Source organism: Bacillus sp. L_1B0_5 (genome assembly GCF_000836715.1).
GTDB lineage: Bacteria > Bacillota > Bacilli > Bacillales > Bacillaceae_G > Bacillus_A > Bacillus_A thuringiensis_S.
Genome location: NZ_JXIS01000040.1, coordinates 63445 through 82641, shown reverse-complemented (window position 1 = coordinate 82641; position 19197 = coordinate 63445). Strand labels below are relative to the sequence as shown.

Below are 19197 nucleotides of genomic sequence, written 5' to 3'. Positions count from 1 at the left end.
AATTGTAAGGTGAGGGTATTATTTAGTTGTGTGAAAATTGAACTTGTAGAGATAAGAGAGGGAATTTATGAAAAAGTATGCGTTAGTAACTGGAGGGAGCGGAGGGATTGGCTCTGCTATTTCGAAACAATTAATTCAAGATGGATATACAGTTTATGTTCATTACAATAACAGTGAAGGAAAGGTATTGGAATTGCAGAAAGCATGGGGGGAAGTTATCCCTGTTCAAGCGAATTTGGCTTCTAGTGATGGAGCAGAGCGATTGTGGGGGCAAATTGAACATCCTATTGATGTTATCGTATACGCAGCTGGGAAGAGTATTTTTGGACTAGTAACAGATGTAACAAACGATGAATTGAATTATATGGTAGAACTTCAAGTGAAGAACGTATATAAATTACTTTCAATGGCACTTCCGCCTATGATCGGGAGGAGAAGCGGTAATATTGTAATTGTTTCATCTATATGGGGACAAATAGGGGCTTCTTGTGAAGTGCTTTATTCAATGGTAAAAGGGGCGCAAAATTCATATGTGAAAGCTCTAGCGAAAGAAGTTTCTTTAAGTGGATTACGTGTGAATGCAGTAGCACCAGGAGCAATTGAAACGGAAATGTTAAGTGTTTTTTCTGAAGAAGATAAAATGGGAATCGCTGAAGATATACCATTAGGTAGAATAGGGTTACCAGAAGAGGTAGCGAAAACAGTTTCATTCCTCGTATCACCAGGAGCATCTTACATAACTGGACAAATCATCGGAGTGAATGGCGGTTGGCACTGCTAAAAATTTCTTACATAAAAAATGAACAGTTGCACAAATTAAGCATGATTTTATTACTCAATAGTGAGGTGCTTAATTATGTCAGTATTAGAAAATTTTGATCAATGGAAGAGCTTTTTAGGAGATCGTTTAGAGCAAGCGCAAGGAAAAGGTTTAGATGGCGGTGCAGTATCAGATATGGCATTTCGTGTTGGCGACTACCTTGCTAATGAAGTAGAAGGACGCAATGACCAAGAGAAATTATTAGCTGAGCTTTGGAAAGTTGCTGATGAACAGGAGCAACATACAATTGCAAACTTAATGGTTAAGTTTGTACAACATAAGTAAAAGTAGAGAGGAGATTCTCCTCTCTACTTTTTTTGTATAATAATTACACAGGATAGATTATACATTTAGCTTCCCTATTAAGGTGAAATCATATAATATAGTACGTAGGTGTAAAGTAAGCAAGGGGAGTGATCTTGGATGATTGAATGGTATTTTGAATATGAAATACATAAAAACCGACCTGGCTTGCTTGGTGACGTTTCTTCGTTAATCGGTATGCTCGGCATTAATATTGTCACAATTAATGGTGTAGATAATGCACGACGTGGGTTACTTCTTATGTGTGATAATCAAGAGCAAATCTCTAGACTTGAATCAATTTTAAATACGATGGATAACATAACGGTAACGAAATATCGTCCGCCCAAGCTAAGAGATAAGCTAGCGGTTAGGCATGGTAGGTACATACAACGAGATGCAGATGATAAGAAAACATTTCGATTTGTGCGTGATGAATTAGGCTTACTGGTAGACTTTATGGCAGAAATTATGAAAAAAGAAGGCCATAAACTAATTGGGATACGCGGAATGCCTCGTGTCGGAAAAACAGAATCCATTGTTGCTGCAAGTGTTTGTGCAAATAAAAGGTGGTTATTTGTATCATCTACTCTTATTAAGCAAACTGTTCGTAGTCAATTAATTGAAGATGAGTATAGCGATGACAATATTTTCATCCTAGATGGAATTGTGTCAACGAAGCGTGCCAACGAAAGACATTGGCAGCTCGTTCGTGAAATTATGAGATTGCCTGCAACGAAAGTTGTGGAACATCCTGATGTATTTGTGAGTCAGTCAGAATACACATTGGATGATTTTGATTATATTATCGAGTTGCGTAACGATTATGATGAAGAAATTCAATATAATTTAGTAGATGAAATTGAGCAAGGTACGCAAAATAATTTCTCTATGTTTGACTTTTAAAGAAATATTGAGGTGTTAGTAGTGACGGAATTGGGACAAAAGCTGAAAGAAGCAAGAGAAGCGAAAGGCTTGTCTATTGATCAGCTGCATGAGATTACAAAAATTCAAAAACGCCATCTAGTGGCAATTGAAGAAGGCAATTATGCTGTATTGCCAGGAGCTTTTTATGCGCGTGCATTCATTAAACAATACGCAGATGCGGTTGGATTAAATGGTGAGGAACTACTTGTAGAACATCAGAGTACGATACCACAATCTGAAAAGCGTGAAGTTCCACAAGTATCAACGGGACAAAAGACACAAGAAACAATGCAAAAATCTTCATCATGGCCAGTTGCAGATCACATGCCGAAAATCTTAGTTGCGCTGTTAGTAATTGCAGTTGGAGTGGTAATCTGGTTTGTGTTTCAAGCGTTAACTGGAAAAGATGATGAAAAAGTTCCGAGTGCTCAAAGTGAGAAAATTGAAGTTCAAAAAGCGAAAGATTCTCCGTTAGATACGAAGAAAGATGAAGCGAAAGCGGAAGAGCCAAAAAAAGAGGAACCAAAGAAAGAAGAACCAAAGAAAGAAGAGCAACCAGCACCACCAACGGGACAGCAAGAAGTGAAAGTAGTTGGAACAACTGGTAAGGTATCTACTTTGGAAATTCATAATAATAAAACGTTAGAATTGGAAATCATAGCGAAGGGTACAAGCTATGTAGATGTTAAAGATGATGCGGGTAACGAAATTTTAAACACTACAGTACAAGGTGGTCAAACAGAAAAACGTGATGTATCAACATTAAAAGAAGTACGACTTAATATTGGAAATGCAACGAATGTTGAAGTTAAACTGAATGGCCAAGTGGTTGCTTTCCCATTAGACCCAGAAAAAGAACTTCACCAAAGATTGGTGATAAAAAACCAAGGGATAGAGCAACCTGCACAATAACAGTCATCGCTTCGATGACTTTTTTCAATGAACAAATGTTTTTGATATGATGGAGGAATAGCTGTGAATTTACCAAATAAAATTACAATATCTAGAATCTTCTTAATTCCAATTTTTATGGTAATTATGTTAGCGCCCTTTGATTGGGGTTCATACAAAATTGGTGATGTTGATTTGCCAATTCAACATTTAGTAGGGGCACTTATCTTTATCATTGCTTCAGCTACAGATTGGATTGATGGACATTACGCAAGAAAGTATAATCTTGTAACGAATTTAGGGAAGTTTCTTGACCCATTAGCTGATAAATTACTTGTTTCGGCAGCACTTATTACATTGGTAGAGATGCAATATGTACCGGCTTGGATTGTTATTGTAATTATCAGTCGTGAGTTTGCTGTAACAGGTTTACGTCTTGTACTTGCTGGAACAGGGGAAGTAGTTGCGGCAAATCAGCTAGGGAAAATTAAGACATGGACACAAATTATTGCGATTGCAGCATATTTATTACACGATGTACCTTTAAATTTAATCCATATTCCAGTTGCTGATATCTTCATATGGATTGCATTAATCTTTACTGTTATTTCAGGATGGGATTATTTCTGGAAGAATAGAGCTGCTTTTGTAAACTCAAAATAGAAGTTTATGGGGGAATTGGGATGAATGCTGAGATTATTGCGGTTGGAACTGAATTATTACTTGGACAAATTGCAAATACAAATGCCCAGTTTTTATCTGAAAAGTTGGCTTCAATTGGAATTAACGTTTACTATCATACTGTTGTTGGTGATAATAATAAGCGACTGCAAAAGGCGATTGAAGCTGCGGAAGAACGTGCTGATATACTTATTTTTACAGGTGGATTAGGACCGACAAAAGATGATTTAACGAAAGAAACGATAGCGGCTAGTTTAGATGAAAAGCTTGTGTATGATGAAAAGGCATTAGCCTTAATAAGTAATTACTTTAAGCGTACAGGCCGTGAATTTACGGAGAATAATAAAAAGCAAGCGCTCGTTTTAAATGGAGCAACAGTATTTGCAAATGACCACGGTATGGCGCCGGGTATGGGGGTAAATAAGAACGGAAAAGTTTATATTTTATTACCAGGGCCGCCAAAAGAAATGAAACCAATGTATGTAAGTTACGTAGAGCCTTTTTTACGTAATTTTACAACAGGAGAAAACATTTATTCTCGTGTGCTTCGTTTCTTCGGTATTGGGGAGTCCCAATTAGAGGTGAAAGTTCAAGATTTAATTGATGGACAAACAAACCCAACAATTGCCCCGCTAGCAAATGATGGAGAAGTGACATTACGTTTAACCGCTAAGCATCAAAATGTTAGCGAAGCGGAGAAACTAATTCAACATGTGGAAGATTTGATTTTAGAAAGAGTAGGAGAATTTTTCTACGGATATGACCAAGAATTTTTGCATTATAAGGCAATCGAGTTATTGAAGAGAAAAGGGTTAACTTTAGCATGTGCAGAAAGTTTAACAGGTGGTCTTTTTGGAAATCAAGTAACTGAAAATGCTGGTGTTTCTTCTGTATTTAAGGGCGGTGTCATTTGTTATCATAATGATGTGAAGCAACATGTTTTACGTGTGCCTGAAGAAGTGTTGCATACTGATGGTGCAGTTAGTAAAAAATGTGCTCGTTATCTTGCTGAAAATGTTAAGGATTTATTAAAAGCGGATATCGGAATTAGTTTCACTGGGGTAGCAGGGCCAGATGCTTCAGAACAGAAAGAGCCAGGAACAGTATTTGTTGGATTAGCGATTAATGGTGAACAAACTGCAGTCTTTCCTCTTAATTTAAGTGGAAGTCGTCAACAAATTAGAGAACGATCAGCAAAATATGGATTTTATCATTTATATAAAAAGCTAGAAGAGATATAAGTTTCTTCTAGCTTTTTTTATAGTTAAATTCCGTATTTGTGTGATGGAAAATAAAAAAACGAATAAATGTTCGATTTTTGTTGGCAAATTGAATTGAAAATAGGTATAATAAGATTAGCAATTCAGTTAAGGAGGAATTTTGAATGAGTGATCGTCAAGCGGCATTAGATATGGCGTTAAAACAAATAGAGAAGCAATTCGGTAAAGGTTCAATTATGAAATTAGGAGAACAAGCGGAACGTAGAATTTCTACAATTTCAAGTGGTTCTTTAGCACTTGATGTGGCGCTAGGGGTAGGCGGATACCCACGTGGCCGTATTATCGAAATTTACGGACCTGAAAGTTCAGGTAAAACGACAGTTTCATTACATGCAATTGCAGAAGTACAACGTCAAGGTGGACAAGCAGCATTCATCGATGCGGAGCACGCAATGGATCCTGTATATGCACAAAAATTAGGCGTTAACATAGATGAATTACTATTATCACAGCCTGATACAGGGGAGCAAGGATTAGAAATCGCAGAAGCACTTGTACGAAGTGGTGCGGTTGACATTATCGTAATTGACTCTGTAGCAGCTCTTGTACCGAAAGCAGAGATTGAAGGCGACATGGGTGACTCACACGTAGGTTTACAAGCACGTTTAATGTCACAAGCACTTCGTAAGCTTTCAGGAGCAATCAACAAATCAAAAACAATTGCAATCTTTATTAACCAAATTCGTGAAAAAGTTGGGGTTATGTTTGGGAACCCAGAAACAACTCCAGGTGGTCGTGCGTTGAAATTCTATTCAACTGTCCGTCTTGAAGTGCGTCGTGCGGAGCAATTAAAGCAAGGTAACGACATCGTTGGTAATAAAACAAAAGTAAAAGTAGTGAAAAATAAAGTAGCGCCACCATTCCGTGTTGCTGAAGTTGATATTATGTACGGAGAAGGTATTTCAAGAGAAGGTGAAATCTTGGATATGGCTTCTGAGCTTGATATCGTTCAAAAGAGCGGTGCTTGGTATTCTTATAATGAAGAACGTTTAGGACAAGGTCGTGAAAATTCGAAGCAATTCTTAAAAGAGAATACGGACTTAAGAGAGGAAATTGCCTTCTTTGTTCGTGATCATCACGGAATTGGTGAAGATTCTGGTGTGGAAGACACGGAAGATTCAACTCTTCAAGATTAAAAAATAAAAGACACGGGTCCCGTGTCTTTTATTTTTTTACCTTCTATTAAAGGGGTATTTATCGTAGTGGCTAAAATATTTTTTTGACTCAAATGGGATGTGTAAAGAGGAATATTCATGCGTTTTAAGGGAATAAAATGGTATTTACTAAGGTTTTCCAGGATAATATGCTATCAATTTTTCAAATTCAGATAACATTCAGGACTGAAGGTAAAGAAAGTAAAAGTAGACAACGCTTGACAATGAAAATTACGATAGATACAATGAGAATGTATATTTTTTCTTATATACGATATACTCTTCTCAAGAAGAGAAGTAATATTCGGAGTAAGGTTTAAAACTTACCGAAATAATAATATGACATTTTAATTGTGAAATGAAGAAAGTCCCTTAAAAAAGCGGGACGACGGTCTTTGCTGTATATTGTAATTTAATGTACATGCCGACAGTCTTTTTTCATTCATAGCAAGGGGAGGTGAAATCATGAGTAGTACAGTTTGGATACTCATCTCCATTTTGCTTGCAACAACAGTCGGTGCAGTTGTTGGCTTTTTTGTTCGAAAGTCTATTGCTGAAGCGAAGATTAATGGTGCGGCTAATGAAGCGAAACGTATTCTAGACGAAGCGAATCGTGAGGCTGAAGCACTTAAGAAAGAAGCGCTTTTAGAAGCAAAGGATGAAATTCATACACTTCGTACAGAAGCTGAATTAGAAATTCGTGACCGTAGAAGCGAATTACAAAAACAAGAAAATCGTTTAATGCAAAAAGAAGAGAACCTTGATCGTAAAGACGAAACGCTCGATAAACGCGAGCAGCAGTTAGAGAAGAAAGAGGATTCTCTTGTAGCGAGACAACAACAGATTGAAGAGTTGGAAAGCAAAGTGGGAGAGTTAGTTCAAAAGCAACAAACAGAATTAGAGCGCATTTCCAATCTGACACGCGAACAAGCGAAAGCAATTATTCTTGGTAAAGTAGAAAATGAAGTTTCTCATGAAATCGCTGTTATGGTAAAAGAAAGTGAAGTTCGCGCGAAAGAAGAAGCGGATAAGAAAGCAAAAGAGATTTTATCTCTTGCAATGCAAAGATGTGCAGCTGATCATGTTGCTGAAACAACCGTTTCGGTTGTAAATCTTCCAAATGACGAAATGAAGGGACGTATTATCGGGCGTGAAGGTCGTAATATTCGTACGTTAGAAACGTTAACGGGTATTGACTTAATTATCGATGATACACCAGAGGCGGTAATCCTTTCTGGATTCGATCCAATTCGTCGTGAAACAGCTCGTATCGCTCTTGATAAACTAGTACAGGACGGACGTATTCACCCAGCGCGTATTGAAGAGATGGTCGAAAAATCAAGACGTGAAGTGGACGAGTATATTCGCGAAGTCGGAGAGCAAACAACGTTTGAAGTGGGTGTTCACGGATTACACCCAGATTTAATTAAAATTTTAGGTCGTTTAAAATACCGTACAAGTTATGGACAAAACGTCTTAAAACACTCTATGGAAGTTGCATATTTAACTGGACTTATGGCAGCAGAACTTGGCGAGGATGAAAAACTAGCAAGACGTGCTGGTCTATTACATGATATCGGAAAAGCGATTGACCATGAAGTAGAAGGTAGCCACGTTGAAATTGGTGTTGAACTCGCAACGAAATATAAAGAGCATCCTGTAGTTATAAACAGTATCGCATCTCACCATGGTGACACAGAACCAACTTCTATCATTGCAGTTTTAGTTGCAGCAGCAGATGCTTTATCAGCTGCAAGACCGGGAGCTCGTAGTGAAACGCTTGAAAACTACATTCGTCGTCTTGAAAAGTTAGAAGAGATTTCAGAGTCTTATGAAGGCGTTGAAAAATCATTTGCAATTCAAGCAGGACGTGAAGTTCGTATTTTGGTAAAACCAGATACAATCGATGATTTAGAAGCTCATCGTTTAGCTCGTGATATCCGAAAACGTATTGAAAATGAACTGGATTATCCAGGACATATTAAAGTAACTGTTATTCGTGAAACACGTGCAGTGGAATACGCAAAATAAAGTGGTGAAACACCACTTTATTTTTTTGTGTTGGAATTGGATAAAATAAAGACAGTTAGTTATATAGCGTAAAAGTGAAACAAACTTATAATAAACATATTATAAGGAATTTCCTTAATGCTATAGCAATAAAAAATGCAGTACATAGAAAGGGTAAGACATATGAGAATATTATTTGTTGGGGATGTAGTAGGATCTCCTGGTAGAGGTATGATTCAACAATACGTACCGGCATTAAAGAAAAAATATACACCTACAGTAACAATCATTAATGGAGAAAACGCAGCAGGTGGCCGTGGGATTACAGAAAAAATATATCGAAACTTTTTAGAGTGTGGGGCGCAAGCAGTTACACTTGGAAACCATGCTTGGGATAATCGTGAAGTATTTGAATTCATCGATGATGCAAAATATCTTGCAAGACCAGCTAACTTCCCAGAAGGAACTCCAGGAAAAGGACTTATCTTTGTGAACTGTAATGGAAAAGAAGTTGCAGTCATTAACTTACAAGGACGTACTTTCCTTCCTCCGATTGATTGTCCATTCCGTAAAGTGGATGAATTAATTAATATTGCGAAAAAACGTACGAATATTATCTTTGTTGATTTCCATGCGGAGACTACAAGTGAAAAACAAGCGCTAGGTTGGTATGTAGATGGACGTGCTACAGCAGTAGTAGGTACGCATACGCATGTCCCTACAGCGGATAACCGTATTTTACCAAGCGGAACGGCATATATTACAGATGTTGGGATGACAGGGCCATATGATGGAATATTAGGTATGGACCGAGAAGCGGTATTGAAGAAGTTTTTAACGAACTTACCGGTACGATTTGAAGTAACAAGTGGTAGAACGCAATTAAGTGCAGTGTTAATTGATGTGGATCCAAATACAGGAAAAGCAAAGAAAATTGAGCGCATTTTAATTAATGACGATCAACCATTTTTTGAGTAAATCAACGTTAAATTTTAGATAAGTTATTATATTTTAATTTTTTAGAAAAATTACGAAAATTTAGCAGGAATACGCGCCATTCCTCGTGAATATAAGTTAAAGTGAAATAATTGCTAATACTTTTTAAAGAAACGAGGAGGAAACGCGGAATGGAAATATTAAAAGTTAAAGCAACGTCGGTCCCTAATTCTGTAGCTGGTGCACTTGCAGGTGTTATTCGCGAACGCGGAACAGCAGAAATTCAAGCTATTGGTGCAGGTGCATTGAACCAAGCGGTAAAGGCAGTAGCAATCGCAAGAGGATTTGTAGCGCCTAGTGGTTTGGACCTGATTTGTATCCCAGCGTTTACAGATATTATGATTGATGGCGAAGAGCGTACAGCAATAAAATTAATTGTAGAACCTCGTTAAGTTTAAACAACCTGTTTGCAGTATGCAAACAGGTTGTTTTTATAATGGAGGAATGGAAATGAAAATTTTTGATGCTCATTGTGATGTACTCTTTCAGTTATGGAGTGCACAGGGGAAAAAGGATTTTAAAAACGATCCGCAATTACATATTACATTTGAACAATTAAAGAAAAGAAAAGGGAGTATACAATGTTTTGCTATATATGTGCCAGAAACGGTGCTATATGAAAAACGATTTGAAGTGGCATTACAAATGGTAGATATTTTTTATAATGAAATTTTATCATTACCGGGTGTGAAGTTTATTCAGACAAAAGATGATATTAACATGTTAAAACAGGACGAGATTGGAGCGCTGTTAACATTAGAAGGTTGCGAAGCAATTGGAAAGGATGCAATGAAATTACGGCTGTTTTATCGATTGGGAGTGCGTTCCTTTGGGCTGACATGGAACTATGCCAATTTATTAGCTGACGGTGCGCTAGAGACGCGTGGAGCGGGTTTAACAACCTTTGGGAAACATATTGTACAAGAACTGAATATGTTACATTTATGGACTGACGTGTCTCACTTGAATGAAAGAAGCTTTTGGGATGTTATAGAAATTGCTAAAAACCCAATTGCATCTCATTCAAATTGCTATAAATTTTGTCAACATCCACGTAATTTAAATGATGAACAAATTAGAGCACTCATAAAGAAAAATAGCGTGATTGGAGTTACTTTTGTACCGCAATTTTTAACGAGCGAAAGACAGGCGAATATAACAGATATAGTAAGACATATTGAATATATTTGTTCCTTAGGTGGAGAAAAGAATATAGGCTTTGGTTCAGACTTTGATGGGATTTTGGAGACGGTTGTAGATTTAACTGCATATAGAGAGTATGAAAATGTAGTTAATGAGCTTTACAAACACTATGATGCATCTATGGTCGAACGATTTTTATACGATAATTTTGTTGAACATATAAGTTTTTGAGTTTTTGTTTTAAAGATTCAGAAAAATTAAAATAAATTCATTTGATATTATTGATTTTTTTAAGACCTAATACTAGAATGAAAAACAAAATAGCTTTATACTAAAGATTCAGGGAAATCAGAAGAGGCATAATTTGCGTCCGTTGTAGTTTATTTGCATAAAAAATGCTAAACTATTACTGTAAAAAAATACACTACAATGAATGCAGCCAAAAGGGGTGTAGGAGATGATTAGTCAACTTTCATGGAAAGTTGGAGGCCAACAAGGTGAAGGAATTGAAAGTACAGGAGAAATCTTCTGTATTGCATTAAACCGATTAGGATATTACCTATACGGTTACCGCCACTTCTCATCACGTATAAAAGGCGGCCATACAAATAATAAAATTCGTGTAAGTACAACAGAAGTACGAGCGATCTCAGATGATTTAGATATTTTAATTGCTTTTGACCAAGAAACAATTGATTTTAACTTCCACGAACTACGTCCAGGTGGAATTGTAGTTGCGGATGCGAAATTTAATCCAACAATACCTGATAATACAGATGTAAATCTATATGTGATACCGTTTACAGATATTGCTTCAGAATTAGGCACATCATTAATGAAAAACATGGTTGCTGTTGGAGCATCAAGTGCGGTATTAGGATTAGACGAAACAGCTTATTTAGATGTTGTTGAAGAAATCTTTGGTCGTAAAGGAGAGCAAGTCGTTCAAAAGAATATGGACGCAATTAAACGCGGCTCTCAATATATGAAAGAATTACTAGGTGAGAAAGTAAACATGATGCAGCTTGAAAAAGCTGATGGTAAAAAACGCATGTTTATGATTGGAAACGATGCAATCGCATTTGGTGCGGTAGCTGGTGGTGCTCGTTTTATGTCAGCATACCCAATCACACCTGCATCAGAAATTATGGAATACTTAATTAAAAAATTACCGAAAGTCGGCGGAACAGTAATCCAAACTGAGGATGAAATCGCAGCTTGTACAATGGCAATCGGTGCAAACTATGCTGGTGTTCGTACATTAACAGCGTCTGCTGGTCCTGGTCTGTCTTTAATGATGGAAGCGATTGGTTTAGCGGGTATTACAGAAACACCATTAGTAATTGTTGATACACAACGCGGTGGTCCAAGTACGGGATTACCAACGAAACAAGAGCAGTCTGATTTAATGGCGATGATTTACGGTACGCATGGTGAGATTCCAAAAATCGTAATGGCACCAAGTACAGTTGAAGAAGCTTTCTATGATATTGTAGAAGCGTTTAACTTAGCTGAAGAATATCAAGTTCCTGTTATCTTCTTAACAGATTTACAGCTTTCTTTAGGGAAACAAACTGTAGAACCACTTAAGTTAGATAAAGTGGAAATTCGCCGTGGTAAGCTTGATTTAGACATAGAAATACCAGAACGTGAGAATAAAGCATACTTCAAGCGTTATGAAGTAACAGAAGATGGCGTTTCACCACGTGTTTTACCTGGTATGAAAAATGGTATTCACCATGTTACAGGTGTAGAACATGATGAAATGGGTAAACCTTCTGAATCAGCAATAAACCGTAAAGATCAAATGGACAAACGTTTCCGTAAAATGGATAACTTGAAGTTTAATACCCCTGTTTATAAAAATGTTAAGCATGACGAAGCAGACGTATTGCTTGTTGGATTTAATTCAACTCGTGGTGCGATCGAAGAGGCAATGGAGCGTTTAGAACAAGAGGGTATGAAAGTAAACCATGCTCATGTGCGCTTAATTCACCCGTTCCCTACAGCTGAAATCGATCCACTTGTGAAAAATGCGAAGCGCGTTGTAGTTGTAGAAAACAATGCAACAGGTCAGCTTGCTAACATTATGAAAATGAATCTTGGTAATGGTGAGAAAATTTCTAGTCTTTTAAAATATGATGGAAACCCATTCTTGCCAAAAGAGATTTACAACGAATGCAAAAAAGGGGTTGTACTAAATGGCAACATTTAAGGACTTTCGTAACAGTGTAAAACCAAACTGGTGCCCAGGTTGCGGAGACTTCTCGGTGCAAGCTGCAATTCAACGTGCGGCAGCTAACGTTGGCTTAAACCCAGATGAACTTGCTGTTATTTCTGGTATCGGCTGTTCAGGTCGTATTTCAGGTTATATTAATTCGTATGGTTTGCATAGTATTCATGGTCGTGCCCTTCCAATTGCACAAGGTGTGAAAATGGCAAATCGTGATTTAACAGTTATCGCATCAGGTGGTGACGGTGATGGATTTGCAATCGGTATGGGACATACAATCCATTCTATTCGTCGTAATATCGACATTACGTACATCGTAATGGATAACCAAATTTACGGATTAACAAAAGGGCAAACTTCACCACGTAGTGAAGCTGGATTTAAAACGAAAAGTACACCACAAGGTTCAATTGAACCGTCACTAAATGTTATGGAAATGGCTTTAACAGCTGGTGCAACATTTGTGGCGCAAAGCTTTTCAAGTGATTTAAAAGAATTAACACAAATTATTGAAGCTGGTATTAACCATAAAGGATTTTCATTAATTAACGTATTCAGCCCATGTGTTACTTACAATAAAGTAAATACTTACGATTGGTTTAAAGAGAATTTAACGAAACTAAGTACAGTAGAGGGATATGATCCGTCTAATCGCATGATGGCTATGCAAACGTTAATGGAAAATAACGGATTAGTAACAGGTTTAATTTATCAAAATACTAAGCAACCATCATATCAAGAACTTGTTAAAGGCTATAGTGAAGAGCCTTTAGTGAAATCTGATTTAAATATGGATCAGAAAATGTTTGATGAGCTTGTTGCTGAATTTATGTAATGTAAGAAGAGGAGGTTGCCGATTTGGTAACCTTTTTTTATGTGCAAAAAATATAGGGTAGTTTTATTTACTTAGAAAATTCAGAATGGTAAAATAATATGTAAATCGTTGTATGAAAATGGCAAGTTCATTGCTTATGAAATGTAAGATAATAAAGGGCCTCTGGATTGTTAAAATTGGCGAAACACGTCATACTATGGTAATGTTTATAGGGATAAAGCAATATGCTTTTGGGTAGGACAACAAGAAATGATAAAAAGGGAATGTCTATTTGCGTGGGGAAGACTTCATTCTTATGAATGATTAGATTGATTACTCAAGTTTCAAAGGACAAGTTATCTCCAAGCTATCTAACCATTTTTGAGGTGAGTCTAAGCGCATTAAAATGGACTATAGAGTGTGTATAGTTAAGGGTGAAAGGAGATTACCGATGAACGAGCAACAACGATTAGCAAGTCAACAAGCAAATTCCTCTACGAAAAAAGAAGAGAAAGATTATAGTAAATACTTTGAAAGTGTATATCAACCACCTTCCTTAAAGGATGCGAAAAAGCGAGGGAAAGAAGAAGTTAAAATTGAACGGGATTTTGGCTTACCTGAAGAGTTTCGCAATTTTGGTACAGGAAGAAAGTTCTATATTCGTACATATGGTTGTCAAATGAATGAGCATGATACGGAAGTAATGGCAGGTATTTTCACAACGCTTGGATATGAACCAACTTTTTCAACTGAGGATGCAGATGTAGTTTTATTAAATACTTGTGCGATTCGTGAAAATGCTGAAAATAAAGTGTTTGGTGAACTAGGCCATTTAAAGTCACTAAAACGAAGAAATCCGGACCTTTTAATTGGTGTATGTGGTTGTATGTCTCAAGAAGAATCTGTTGTAAATAAAATTATGCAAAAAAATCAGCATGTAGATATGGTATTTGGAACGCATAATATTCATAGATTACCGTACATTCTAAAAGATGCGATGTTCTCGAAAGAGACGGTAGTTGAAGTATGGTCAAAGGAAGGCGACGTAATTGAAAACCTTCCGAAAGTACGTCGTGGTGATATTAAAGCTTGGGTAAATATTATGTATGGCTGTGATAAGTTCTGTACGTATTGTATTGTACCGTATACACGCGGAAAAGAGCGAAGTAGACGTCCAGAAGATATTATCCAAGAGATTCGTCATTTAGCTGCAAATGGTTATAAAGAAATTACGTTACTTGGACAAAACGTAAATGCATATGGTAAAGACTTTGAAGATGTAGAATACGGTCTTGGCGATTTAATGGACGAACTTCGTAAAGTTGATATTGCCCGTATTCGTTTTACAACGAGCCATCCACGTGATTTCGATGATCACTTAATTGAAGTGCTTGGCAAAGGTGGCAACCTAGTAGAACATATCCATTTACCAGTTCAATCTGGAAGTACAGATATGTTGAAAATTATGGCGCGTAAATATTCACGTGAGCATTATTTAGAACTTGTAAGAAAAATTAAAGAAGCAATTCCAGATGCAGTATTAACAACAGATATTATCGTTGGTTTCCCAAATGAAACAGATGAGCAATTTGAAGAAACGATGTCGTTATATCGTGAAGTAGGATTTGATACTGCCTTTACATTTATTTATTCTCCTCGCGAAGGTACACCAGCTGCAAAAATGAAAGATAATGTACCGATGGAAGTAAAGAAAGAACGTCTTCAACGCTTAAATACACTAGTAAATACGTTGGCAATTGAAAAGAATAGTCGTTATAAAGGTCAAATTGTAGAAGTGTTAGTTGATGGGGAAAGTAAAAATAATCCGGAAGTACTTGCAGGTTATACTCGTACGAATAAACTTGTAAACTTCGTCGCTTCAAAATCTTTAATTGGTCAGCTTGTGAAAGTAAAAGTAACGGAAGCAAAAACTTGGTCTCTTAACGGGGAATTAGTTGAAGAGCCGATTGAGGTGAAATAATAGATGAAAGTATATTCGAAAGATGACATTGTTGAACAAGCGAAAGAATTAGCAAAAATGATTTCTGAAACAGAAGAAGTTGATTTTTTTAAGAAAGCAGAGGCGCAAATTCATAAAAATGAAAATGTAAAGCGCGCAATCGATGAAATTAAAGCACTGCAAAAACAAGCAGTAAACTTGCAGCATTACGGGAAGTGGGAAGCTTTAAAAAAGGTAGAAGCTGAAATTGATGCATTGCAAGATAAGTTAGACAGTATTCCAGTCGTACAAGAATTTAAATCTTCACAAACATACGTAAATGACTTATTACAGTTAGTTGCTAGTACAATTTCTAACAACGTTACAGATGAAATATTAATTTCAACTGGTGGCGATGTACTTAAGGGTGAAACTGGCGCAGCGGTAGAAAGTAAAAAAGGAAATTGTGGTTGTTAAAGAGATGTCATATTGACATCTCTTTTTTTTAGTTGATTAAACGTAAGTTCTTCTCAAAAAAAGAATGACACATTCCGCTATTGTCACGCATATGATTAAGTGAATAGTGATTGAGGAGGGTTACGAATGTCCGAATTTAGAGAGATTATTACAAAAGCAGTGGTTGGAAAAGGACGTAAGTATACAAAGTCAACGCATACATGTGAATCGAATAATGAACCAACAAGTATTTTAGGGTGCTGGGTAATTAACCACTCGTACGAAGCAAGAAAGAATGGGAAGCATGTGGAAATTGAAGGTTTCTATGATGTGAACACTTGGTATTCATTTGATGGAAATACAAAGACTGAAGTTGTAACAGAACGTGTGAACTACACGGACGAAGTAAGCATTGGTTATCGTGATAAAAACTTTTCTGGTGACGATTTAGAAATTATTGCTCGTGTTATTCAGCCACCAAATTGTTTAGAAGCGCTTGTATCACCAAACGGTAATAAAATTGTTGTAACTGTAGAACGTGAATTTGTAACAGAAGTAGTTGGAGAAACGAAAATTTGTGTAAGTGTAAATCCTGAAGGCTGCGTAGAATCAGATGATGATTTCCAAATTGCTGATGATGAATTTGAAGAATTAGATCCGAACTTTATCGTTGATGCAGAAGAAGAGTAATAGAAAGCTAGGGAGAAGTTCTTCCTAGCTTTTTACTTTATATAAGTGGCGCTGAATGAACATGATTCTTTATGAAATATGTTATAATGAAGAAAGACTCCTGAAATAGGAGATATGGATGTCCGTGAAATGTGACATATATGAAAATTGATTACTATGTAAGAATTATGGAGGAAAAGTATGACGCAATATACCCCTATGATACAGCAATATTTAAAGGTTAAGGCAGACTATCAAGATGCCTTTTTATTTTTCCGATTAGGCGATTTTTATGAAATGTTCTTTGAAGATGCCGTTAAAGCAGCTCATGAGCTTGAAATTACATTAACGAGCCGAGATGGTGGCAGTAGTGATCGTATACCGATGTGCGGTGTACCGCATCATGCAGCTAAAAACTATATTGAACAACTTGTTGAAAAAGGATATAAAGTAGCTGTTTGTGAGCAAGTGGAAGATCCAAAAACAGCTAAAGGTGTAGTGCGCCGTGAAGTAGTACAACTAATTACGCCAGGAACGATGATGGAAGGGCGTACGATTGATGAGAAAGAAAATAACTTTTTAGCCGCATTAACACATTTTGAAGATGGATCATATGCATTAGCTTGTAATGATTTAACGACTGGACAAAATACAGTAACGTTGTTAACAGGTTCAGTAGAAGATATTTTATTAGAAGTGTATGCAACTGGTTCGAAAGAAATTGTTGTAGATTCTTCATTTTCTAAAGATGAATTAAATAAATTAACTGAAACGTTAAAAATGACAATCTCATATGAAGATGCAACGGCAATTCCTGAAGGATTAGAACATCTTGTGAAAAATGTTTCGCAAGCAAAGTTAATTAAAGCAATTGGACGCTTATTTAACTATGTGATAAGAACGCAAAAACGTTCATTAGATCATTTACAACCTGTAGAAATTTATTATACGAATCAATTTATGAAAATTGATGTGCATTCAAAGCGAAATTTAGAGCTGACAGAAACACTTCGAACGAAAGAAAAAACAGGATCATTATTATGGCTATTGGATAAAACAAAAACAGCTATGGGTGGTCGTATGTTAAAACAGTGGATGGAACGTCCACTTATTCAGAAAGAAAAAGTTGAAGAGCGTTTAGAAATGGTTGAAACATTTGTAAATGATTACTTCTTACGTGAAGATTTAAAAGAAAAATTAAAAGAAGTATATGATTTAGAACGTTTAGCAGGAAAAGTTGCATTTGGTAATGTCAATGCAAGGGACTTATTACAGTTAAGACGATCTTTACTTCAAGTACCAGCTATTTTAGAAGCGATTAGTTTGTTAGATAATGCTTATGCAGCAAGGTTAATTCAAGGGGCGGATCCATGTGAGAGCTTAACTGAATTACTAGGAAGAAGTATTCAAGAAAACCCACCGCTTTCTATTAAAGATGGAGATATTATTAAAGACGGTTATAATGACAAGCTTGATCAATATCGTTACGTTAGTAAAAACGGAAAAACGTGGATCGCTGAGCTTGAAAAACGAGAGCGTGATATTACAGGAGTTAAATCGTTAAAAATTGGGTACAACCGTATTTTCGGCTACTACATTGAAGTGACGAAGGCGAATCTTGCAGCACTTCCAGAAGGCCGCTACGAACGAAAACAAACGCTTGCTAATGCTGAACGTTTCATTACAGATGAACTGAAAGAAAAAGAAACGTTAATTTTAGAAGCAGAAGAAAAAATTGTACAACTAGAATACGATTTATTTACAGCGCTTCGTGAAGAAGTAAAAGTATTTATTCCGAAATTACAACATTTAGCGAAAGTAATTAGTGAATTAGACGTACTGCAAAGTTTTGCGACAGTTAGTGAAGAAGAACAGTTTGTAAAACCTGTACTAACAACGAAGCGTGAAATCTTTATTAAAGATGGTCGTCATCCTGTCGTTGAAAAAGTATTGAACGGGAAATTGTATGTACCGAATGATTGTATTATGCCAGAGAAGATGGATGTCTTTTTAATTACAGGACCGAACATGTCTGGTAAAAGTACGTATATGAGACAGTTAGCACTTGTAACGGTTATGTCACAAATTGGTTGTTTCGTACCAGCAACAGAAGCAGTATTACCTGTATTTGACCAAATCTTTACGAGAATTGGTGCAGCAGATGATTTAATTTCAGGTCAAAGTACATTTATGGTCGAAATGTTAGAAGCGAAAAATGCAATTGCAAACGCATCAGAAAGAAGTTTAATTTTATTCGATGAAATTGGACGCGGTACATCTACGTATGATGGCATGGCACTTGCACAAGCGATCATTGAACATATTCATGACCAAATTGGTGCAAAAACGTTATTCTCTACGCATTATCACGAATTGACTGTGTTAGAAGAGAGTTTAAATCAACTGAAAAATGTACACGTTTCAGCAATTGAAGAGAATGGAAAAGTAGTATTCCTTCATAAAATTCAAGATGGAGCAGCTGATAAAAGTTACGGAATTCACGTTGCGCAACTTGCAGAGCTTCCAGATAGCTTAATTGCCCGCGCGAAAGAAGTGTTAGCACAACTAGAAGGACAGGAAGAAATTATTATTCCAAAGCGTGTAGAAGTAAAGGTACAAGAAGTTGTTCCAGAACCTGTAGTTGTAAAAGAAGAACCGGCAGAAATACAAGAAAAGAAAGAAGAGACTGAAGAAGAGTCACAACTATCTTTCTTTGGAGGAGACCAATCTTCAAAAAAACAAGACAAGCCTGTGCTTGATCAAAAAGAAAGCGCAGTACTTGCGCAAATTAAAAAAATCGATTTACTTGATATGACACCTTTAGAAGCGATGAACGAATTGTATCGCTTACAGAAGAAGTTAAAGAAAGGATGAGTAAGTA

General features: G+C 36.5%; 17 protein-coding genes. All 17 read left to right on the top strand.

Annotated features, from left to right (window positions below; genetic code table 11):
• Positions 1 to 67: 67 nt before the first annotated feature.
• The 17 genes from RT27_RS13050 (at position 68) to mutS (ending at position 19190) form a co-directional block, all read left to right on the top strand.
• Positions 68 to 781 carry an SDR family oxidoreductase gene (locus tag RT27_RS13050; protein ID WP_043936383.1) on the top strand — a complete coding sequence of 238 codons (714 nt, stop codon included), beginning with the start codon at positions 68 to 70 and terminating at the stop codon, positions 779 to 781.
• A gap of 75 nt (positions 782 to 856) precedes the next feature.
• Positions 857 to 1105 (top strand): DUF3243 domain-containing protein, encoded by a 249-nt coding sequence (locus tag RT27_RS13045; protein WP_000114504.1) that lies wholly within the window; start codon positions 857 to 859, stop codon positions 1103 to 1105.
• Between the two features lie 138 nt (positions 1106 to 1243).
• Positions 1244 to 2029 (top strand): DUF3388 domain-containing protein, encoded by a 786-nt coding sequence (locus RT27_RS13040; protein ID WP_000574107.1) that lies wholly within the window; start codon positions 1244 to 1246, stop codon positions 2027 to 2029.
• 21 nt (positions 2030 to 2050) lie between these two features.
• A complete protein-coding gene (locus RT27_RS13035) occupies positions 2051 to 2962 on the top strand; it encodes a helix-turn-helix domain-containing protein (protein ID WP_043936382.1) in 912 nt (303 codons plus the stop codon).
• A 63-nt stretch (positions 2963 to 3025) separates the two neighbouring features.
• Positions 3026 to 3604, top strand: a complete 579-nt coding sequence (gene pgsA / locus RT27_RS13030; RefSeq protein ID WP_001052967.1) for a CDP-diacylglycerol--glycerol-3-phosphate 3-phosphatidyltransferase — start codon at positions 3026 to 3028, stop codon at positions 3602 to 3604.
• 20 nt (positions 3605 to 3624) lie between these two features.
• On the top strand, positions 3625 to 4863 hold the full coding sequence (locus tag RT27_RS13025; RefSeq protein WP_043936381.1) for a competence/damage-inducible protein A: 1239 nt from the start codon (positions 3625 to 3627) through the stop codon (positions 4861 to 4863).
• 143 nt (positions 4864 to 5006) lie between these two features.
• Positions 5007 to 6038 carry a recombinase RecA gene (recA, locus tag RT27_RS13020; RefSeq protein WP_001283854.1) on the top strand — a complete coding sequence of 344 codons (1032 nt, stop codon included), beginning with the start codon at positions 5007 to 5009 and terminating at the stop codon, positions 6036 to 6038.
• Between the two features lie 483 nt (positions 6039 to 6521).
• Positions 6522 to 8087 (top strand): ribonuclease Y, encoded by a 1566-nt coding sequence (gene rny / locus RT27_RS13010; RefSeq protein ID WP_000099769.1) that lies wholly within the window; start codon positions 6522 to 6524, stop codon positions 8085 to 8087.
• Positions 8088 to 8249: 162 nt separating this feature from the next.
• A complete protein-coding gene (locus RT27_RS13005; RefSeq protein ID WP_029443107.1) occupies positions 8250 to 9044 on the top strand; it encodes a TIGR00282 family metallophosphoesterase in 795 nt (264 codons plus the stop codon).
• Between the two features lie 149 nt (positions 9045 to 9193).
• Entirely contained in the window at positions 9194 to 9454 is a 261-nt protein-coding gene (gene spoVS / locus RT27_RS13000; RefSeq protein ID WP_000404341.1) for a stage V sporulation protein SpoVS, read from the top strand.
• Positions 9455 to 9476: 22 nt separating this feature from the next.
• A complete protein-coding gene (locus RT27_RS12995; protein WP_140163812.1) occupies positions 9477 to 10436 on the top strand; it encodes a dipeptidase in 960 nt (319 codons plus the stop codon).
• A 226-nt stretch (positions 10437 to 10662) separates the two neighbouring features.
• Positions 10663 to 12420: a 2-oxoacid:acceptor oxidoreductase subunit alpha gene (locus RT27_RS12990; protein ID WP_029443105.1), complete on the top strand. Its 1758-nt coding sequence runs from the start codon at positions 10663 to 10665 to the stop codon at positions 12418 to 12420.
• A complete protein-coding gene (locus tag RT27_RS12985; protein ID WP_029443104.1) occupies positions 12407 to 13273 on the top strand; it encodes a 2-oxoacid:ferredoxin oxidoreductase subunit beta in 867 nt (288 codons plus the stop codon). The genes RT27_RS12990 and RT27_RS12985 overlap by 14 nt, the downstream gene beginning before the upstream one ends.
• Before the next feature lie 430 nt (positions 13274 to 13703).
• Entirely contained in the window at positions 13704 to 15233 is a 1530-nt protein-coding gene (gene miaB, locus RT27_RS12980) for a tRNA (N6-isopentenyl adenosine(37)-C2)-methylthiotransferase MiaB (RefSeq protein ID WP_001005392.1), read from the top strand.
• Positions 15234 to 15236: 3 nt separating this feature from the next.
• On the top strand, positions 15237 to 15668 hold the full coding sequence (locus RT27_RS12975) for a RicAFT regulatory complex protein RicA family protein (RefSeq protein ID WP_000870460.1): 432 nt from the start codon (positions 15237 to 15239) through the stop codon (positions 15666 to 15668).
• A gap of 126 nt (positions 15669 to 15794) precedes the next feature.
• Positions 15795 to 16337 carry an outer spore coat protein CotE gene (gene cotE, locus RT27_RS12970; RefSeq protein ID WP_001288799.1) on the top strand — a complete coding sequence of 181 codons (543 nt, stop codon included), beginning with the start codon at positions 15795 to 15797 and terminating at the stop codon, positions 16335 to 16337.
• A 180-nt stretch (positions 16338 to 16517) separates the two neighbouring features.
• Entirely contained in the window at positions 16518 to 19190 is a 2673-nt protein-coding gene (gene mutS / locus RT27_RS12965; protein WP_029443103.1) for a DNA mismatch repair protein MutS, read from the top strand.
• The last annotated feature ends 7 nt before the right edge of the window (positions 19191 to 19197 follow it).

Excerpts from the sequence above, each read along its gene's own strand:
- RT27_RS13050 (WP_043936383.1), top strand. The coding sequence starts at position 68 with ATGAAAAAGTATGCGTTAGTAACTGGAGGGAGCGGAGGGATTGGCTCT.
- RT27_RS13045 (WP_000114504.1), top strand. The coding sequence starts at position 857 with ATGTCAGTATTAGAAAATTTTGATCAATGGAAGAGCTTTTTAGGAGAT.
- RT27_RS13040 (WP_000574107.1), top strand. The coding sequence starts at position 1,244 with ATGATTGAATGGTATTTTGAATATGAAATACATAAAAACCGACCTGGC.
- RT27_RS13025 (WP_043936381.1), top strand. The coding sequence starts at position 3,625 with ATGAATGCTGAGATTATTGCGGTTGGAACTGAATTATTACTTGGACAA.
- recA (WP_001283854.1), top strand. The coding sequence starts at position 5,007 with ATGAGTGATCGTCAAGCGGCATTAGATATGGCGTTAAAACAAATAGAG.
- rny (WP_000099769.1), top strand. The coding sequence starts at position 6,522 with ATGAGTAGTACAGTTTGGATACTCATCTCCATTTTGCTTGCAACAACA.
- RT27_RS13005 (WP_029443107.1), top strand. The coding sequence starts at position 8,250 with ATGAGAATATTATTTGTTGGGGATGTAGTAGGATCTCCTGGTAGAGGT.
- spoVS (WP_000404341.1), top strand. The coding sequence starts at position 9,194 with ATGGAAATATTAAAAGTTAAAGCAACGTCGGTCCCTAATTCTGTAGCT.
- RT27_RS12995 (WP_140163812.1), top strand. The coding sequence starts at position 9,477 with ATGCAAACAGGTTGTTTTTATAATGGAGGAATGGAAATGAAAATTTTT.
- RT27_RS12990 (WP_029443105.1), top strand. The coding sequence starts at position 10,663 with ATGATTAGTCAACTTTCATGGAAAGTTGGAGGCCAACAAGGTGAAGGA.
- RT27_RS12985 (WP_029443104.1), top strand. The coding sequence starts at position 12,407 with ATGGCAACATTTAAGGACTTTCGTAACAGTGTAAAACCAAACTGGTGC.
- miaB (WP_001005392.1), top strand. The coding sequence starts at position 13,704 with ATGAACGAGCAACAACGATTAGCAAGTCAACAAGCAAATTCCTCTACG.
- RT27_RS12975 (WP_000870460.1), top strand. The coding sequence starts at position 15,237 with ATGAAAGTATATTCGAAAGATGACATTGTTGAACAAGCGAAAGAATTA.
- cotE (WP_001288799.1), top strand. The coding sequence starts at position 15,795 with ATGTCCGAATTTAGAGAGATTATTACAAAAGCAGTGGTTGGAAAAGGA.
- mutS (WP_029443103.1), top strand. The coding sequence starts at position 16,518 with ATGACGCAATATACCCCTATGATACAGCAATATTTAAAGGTTAAGGCA.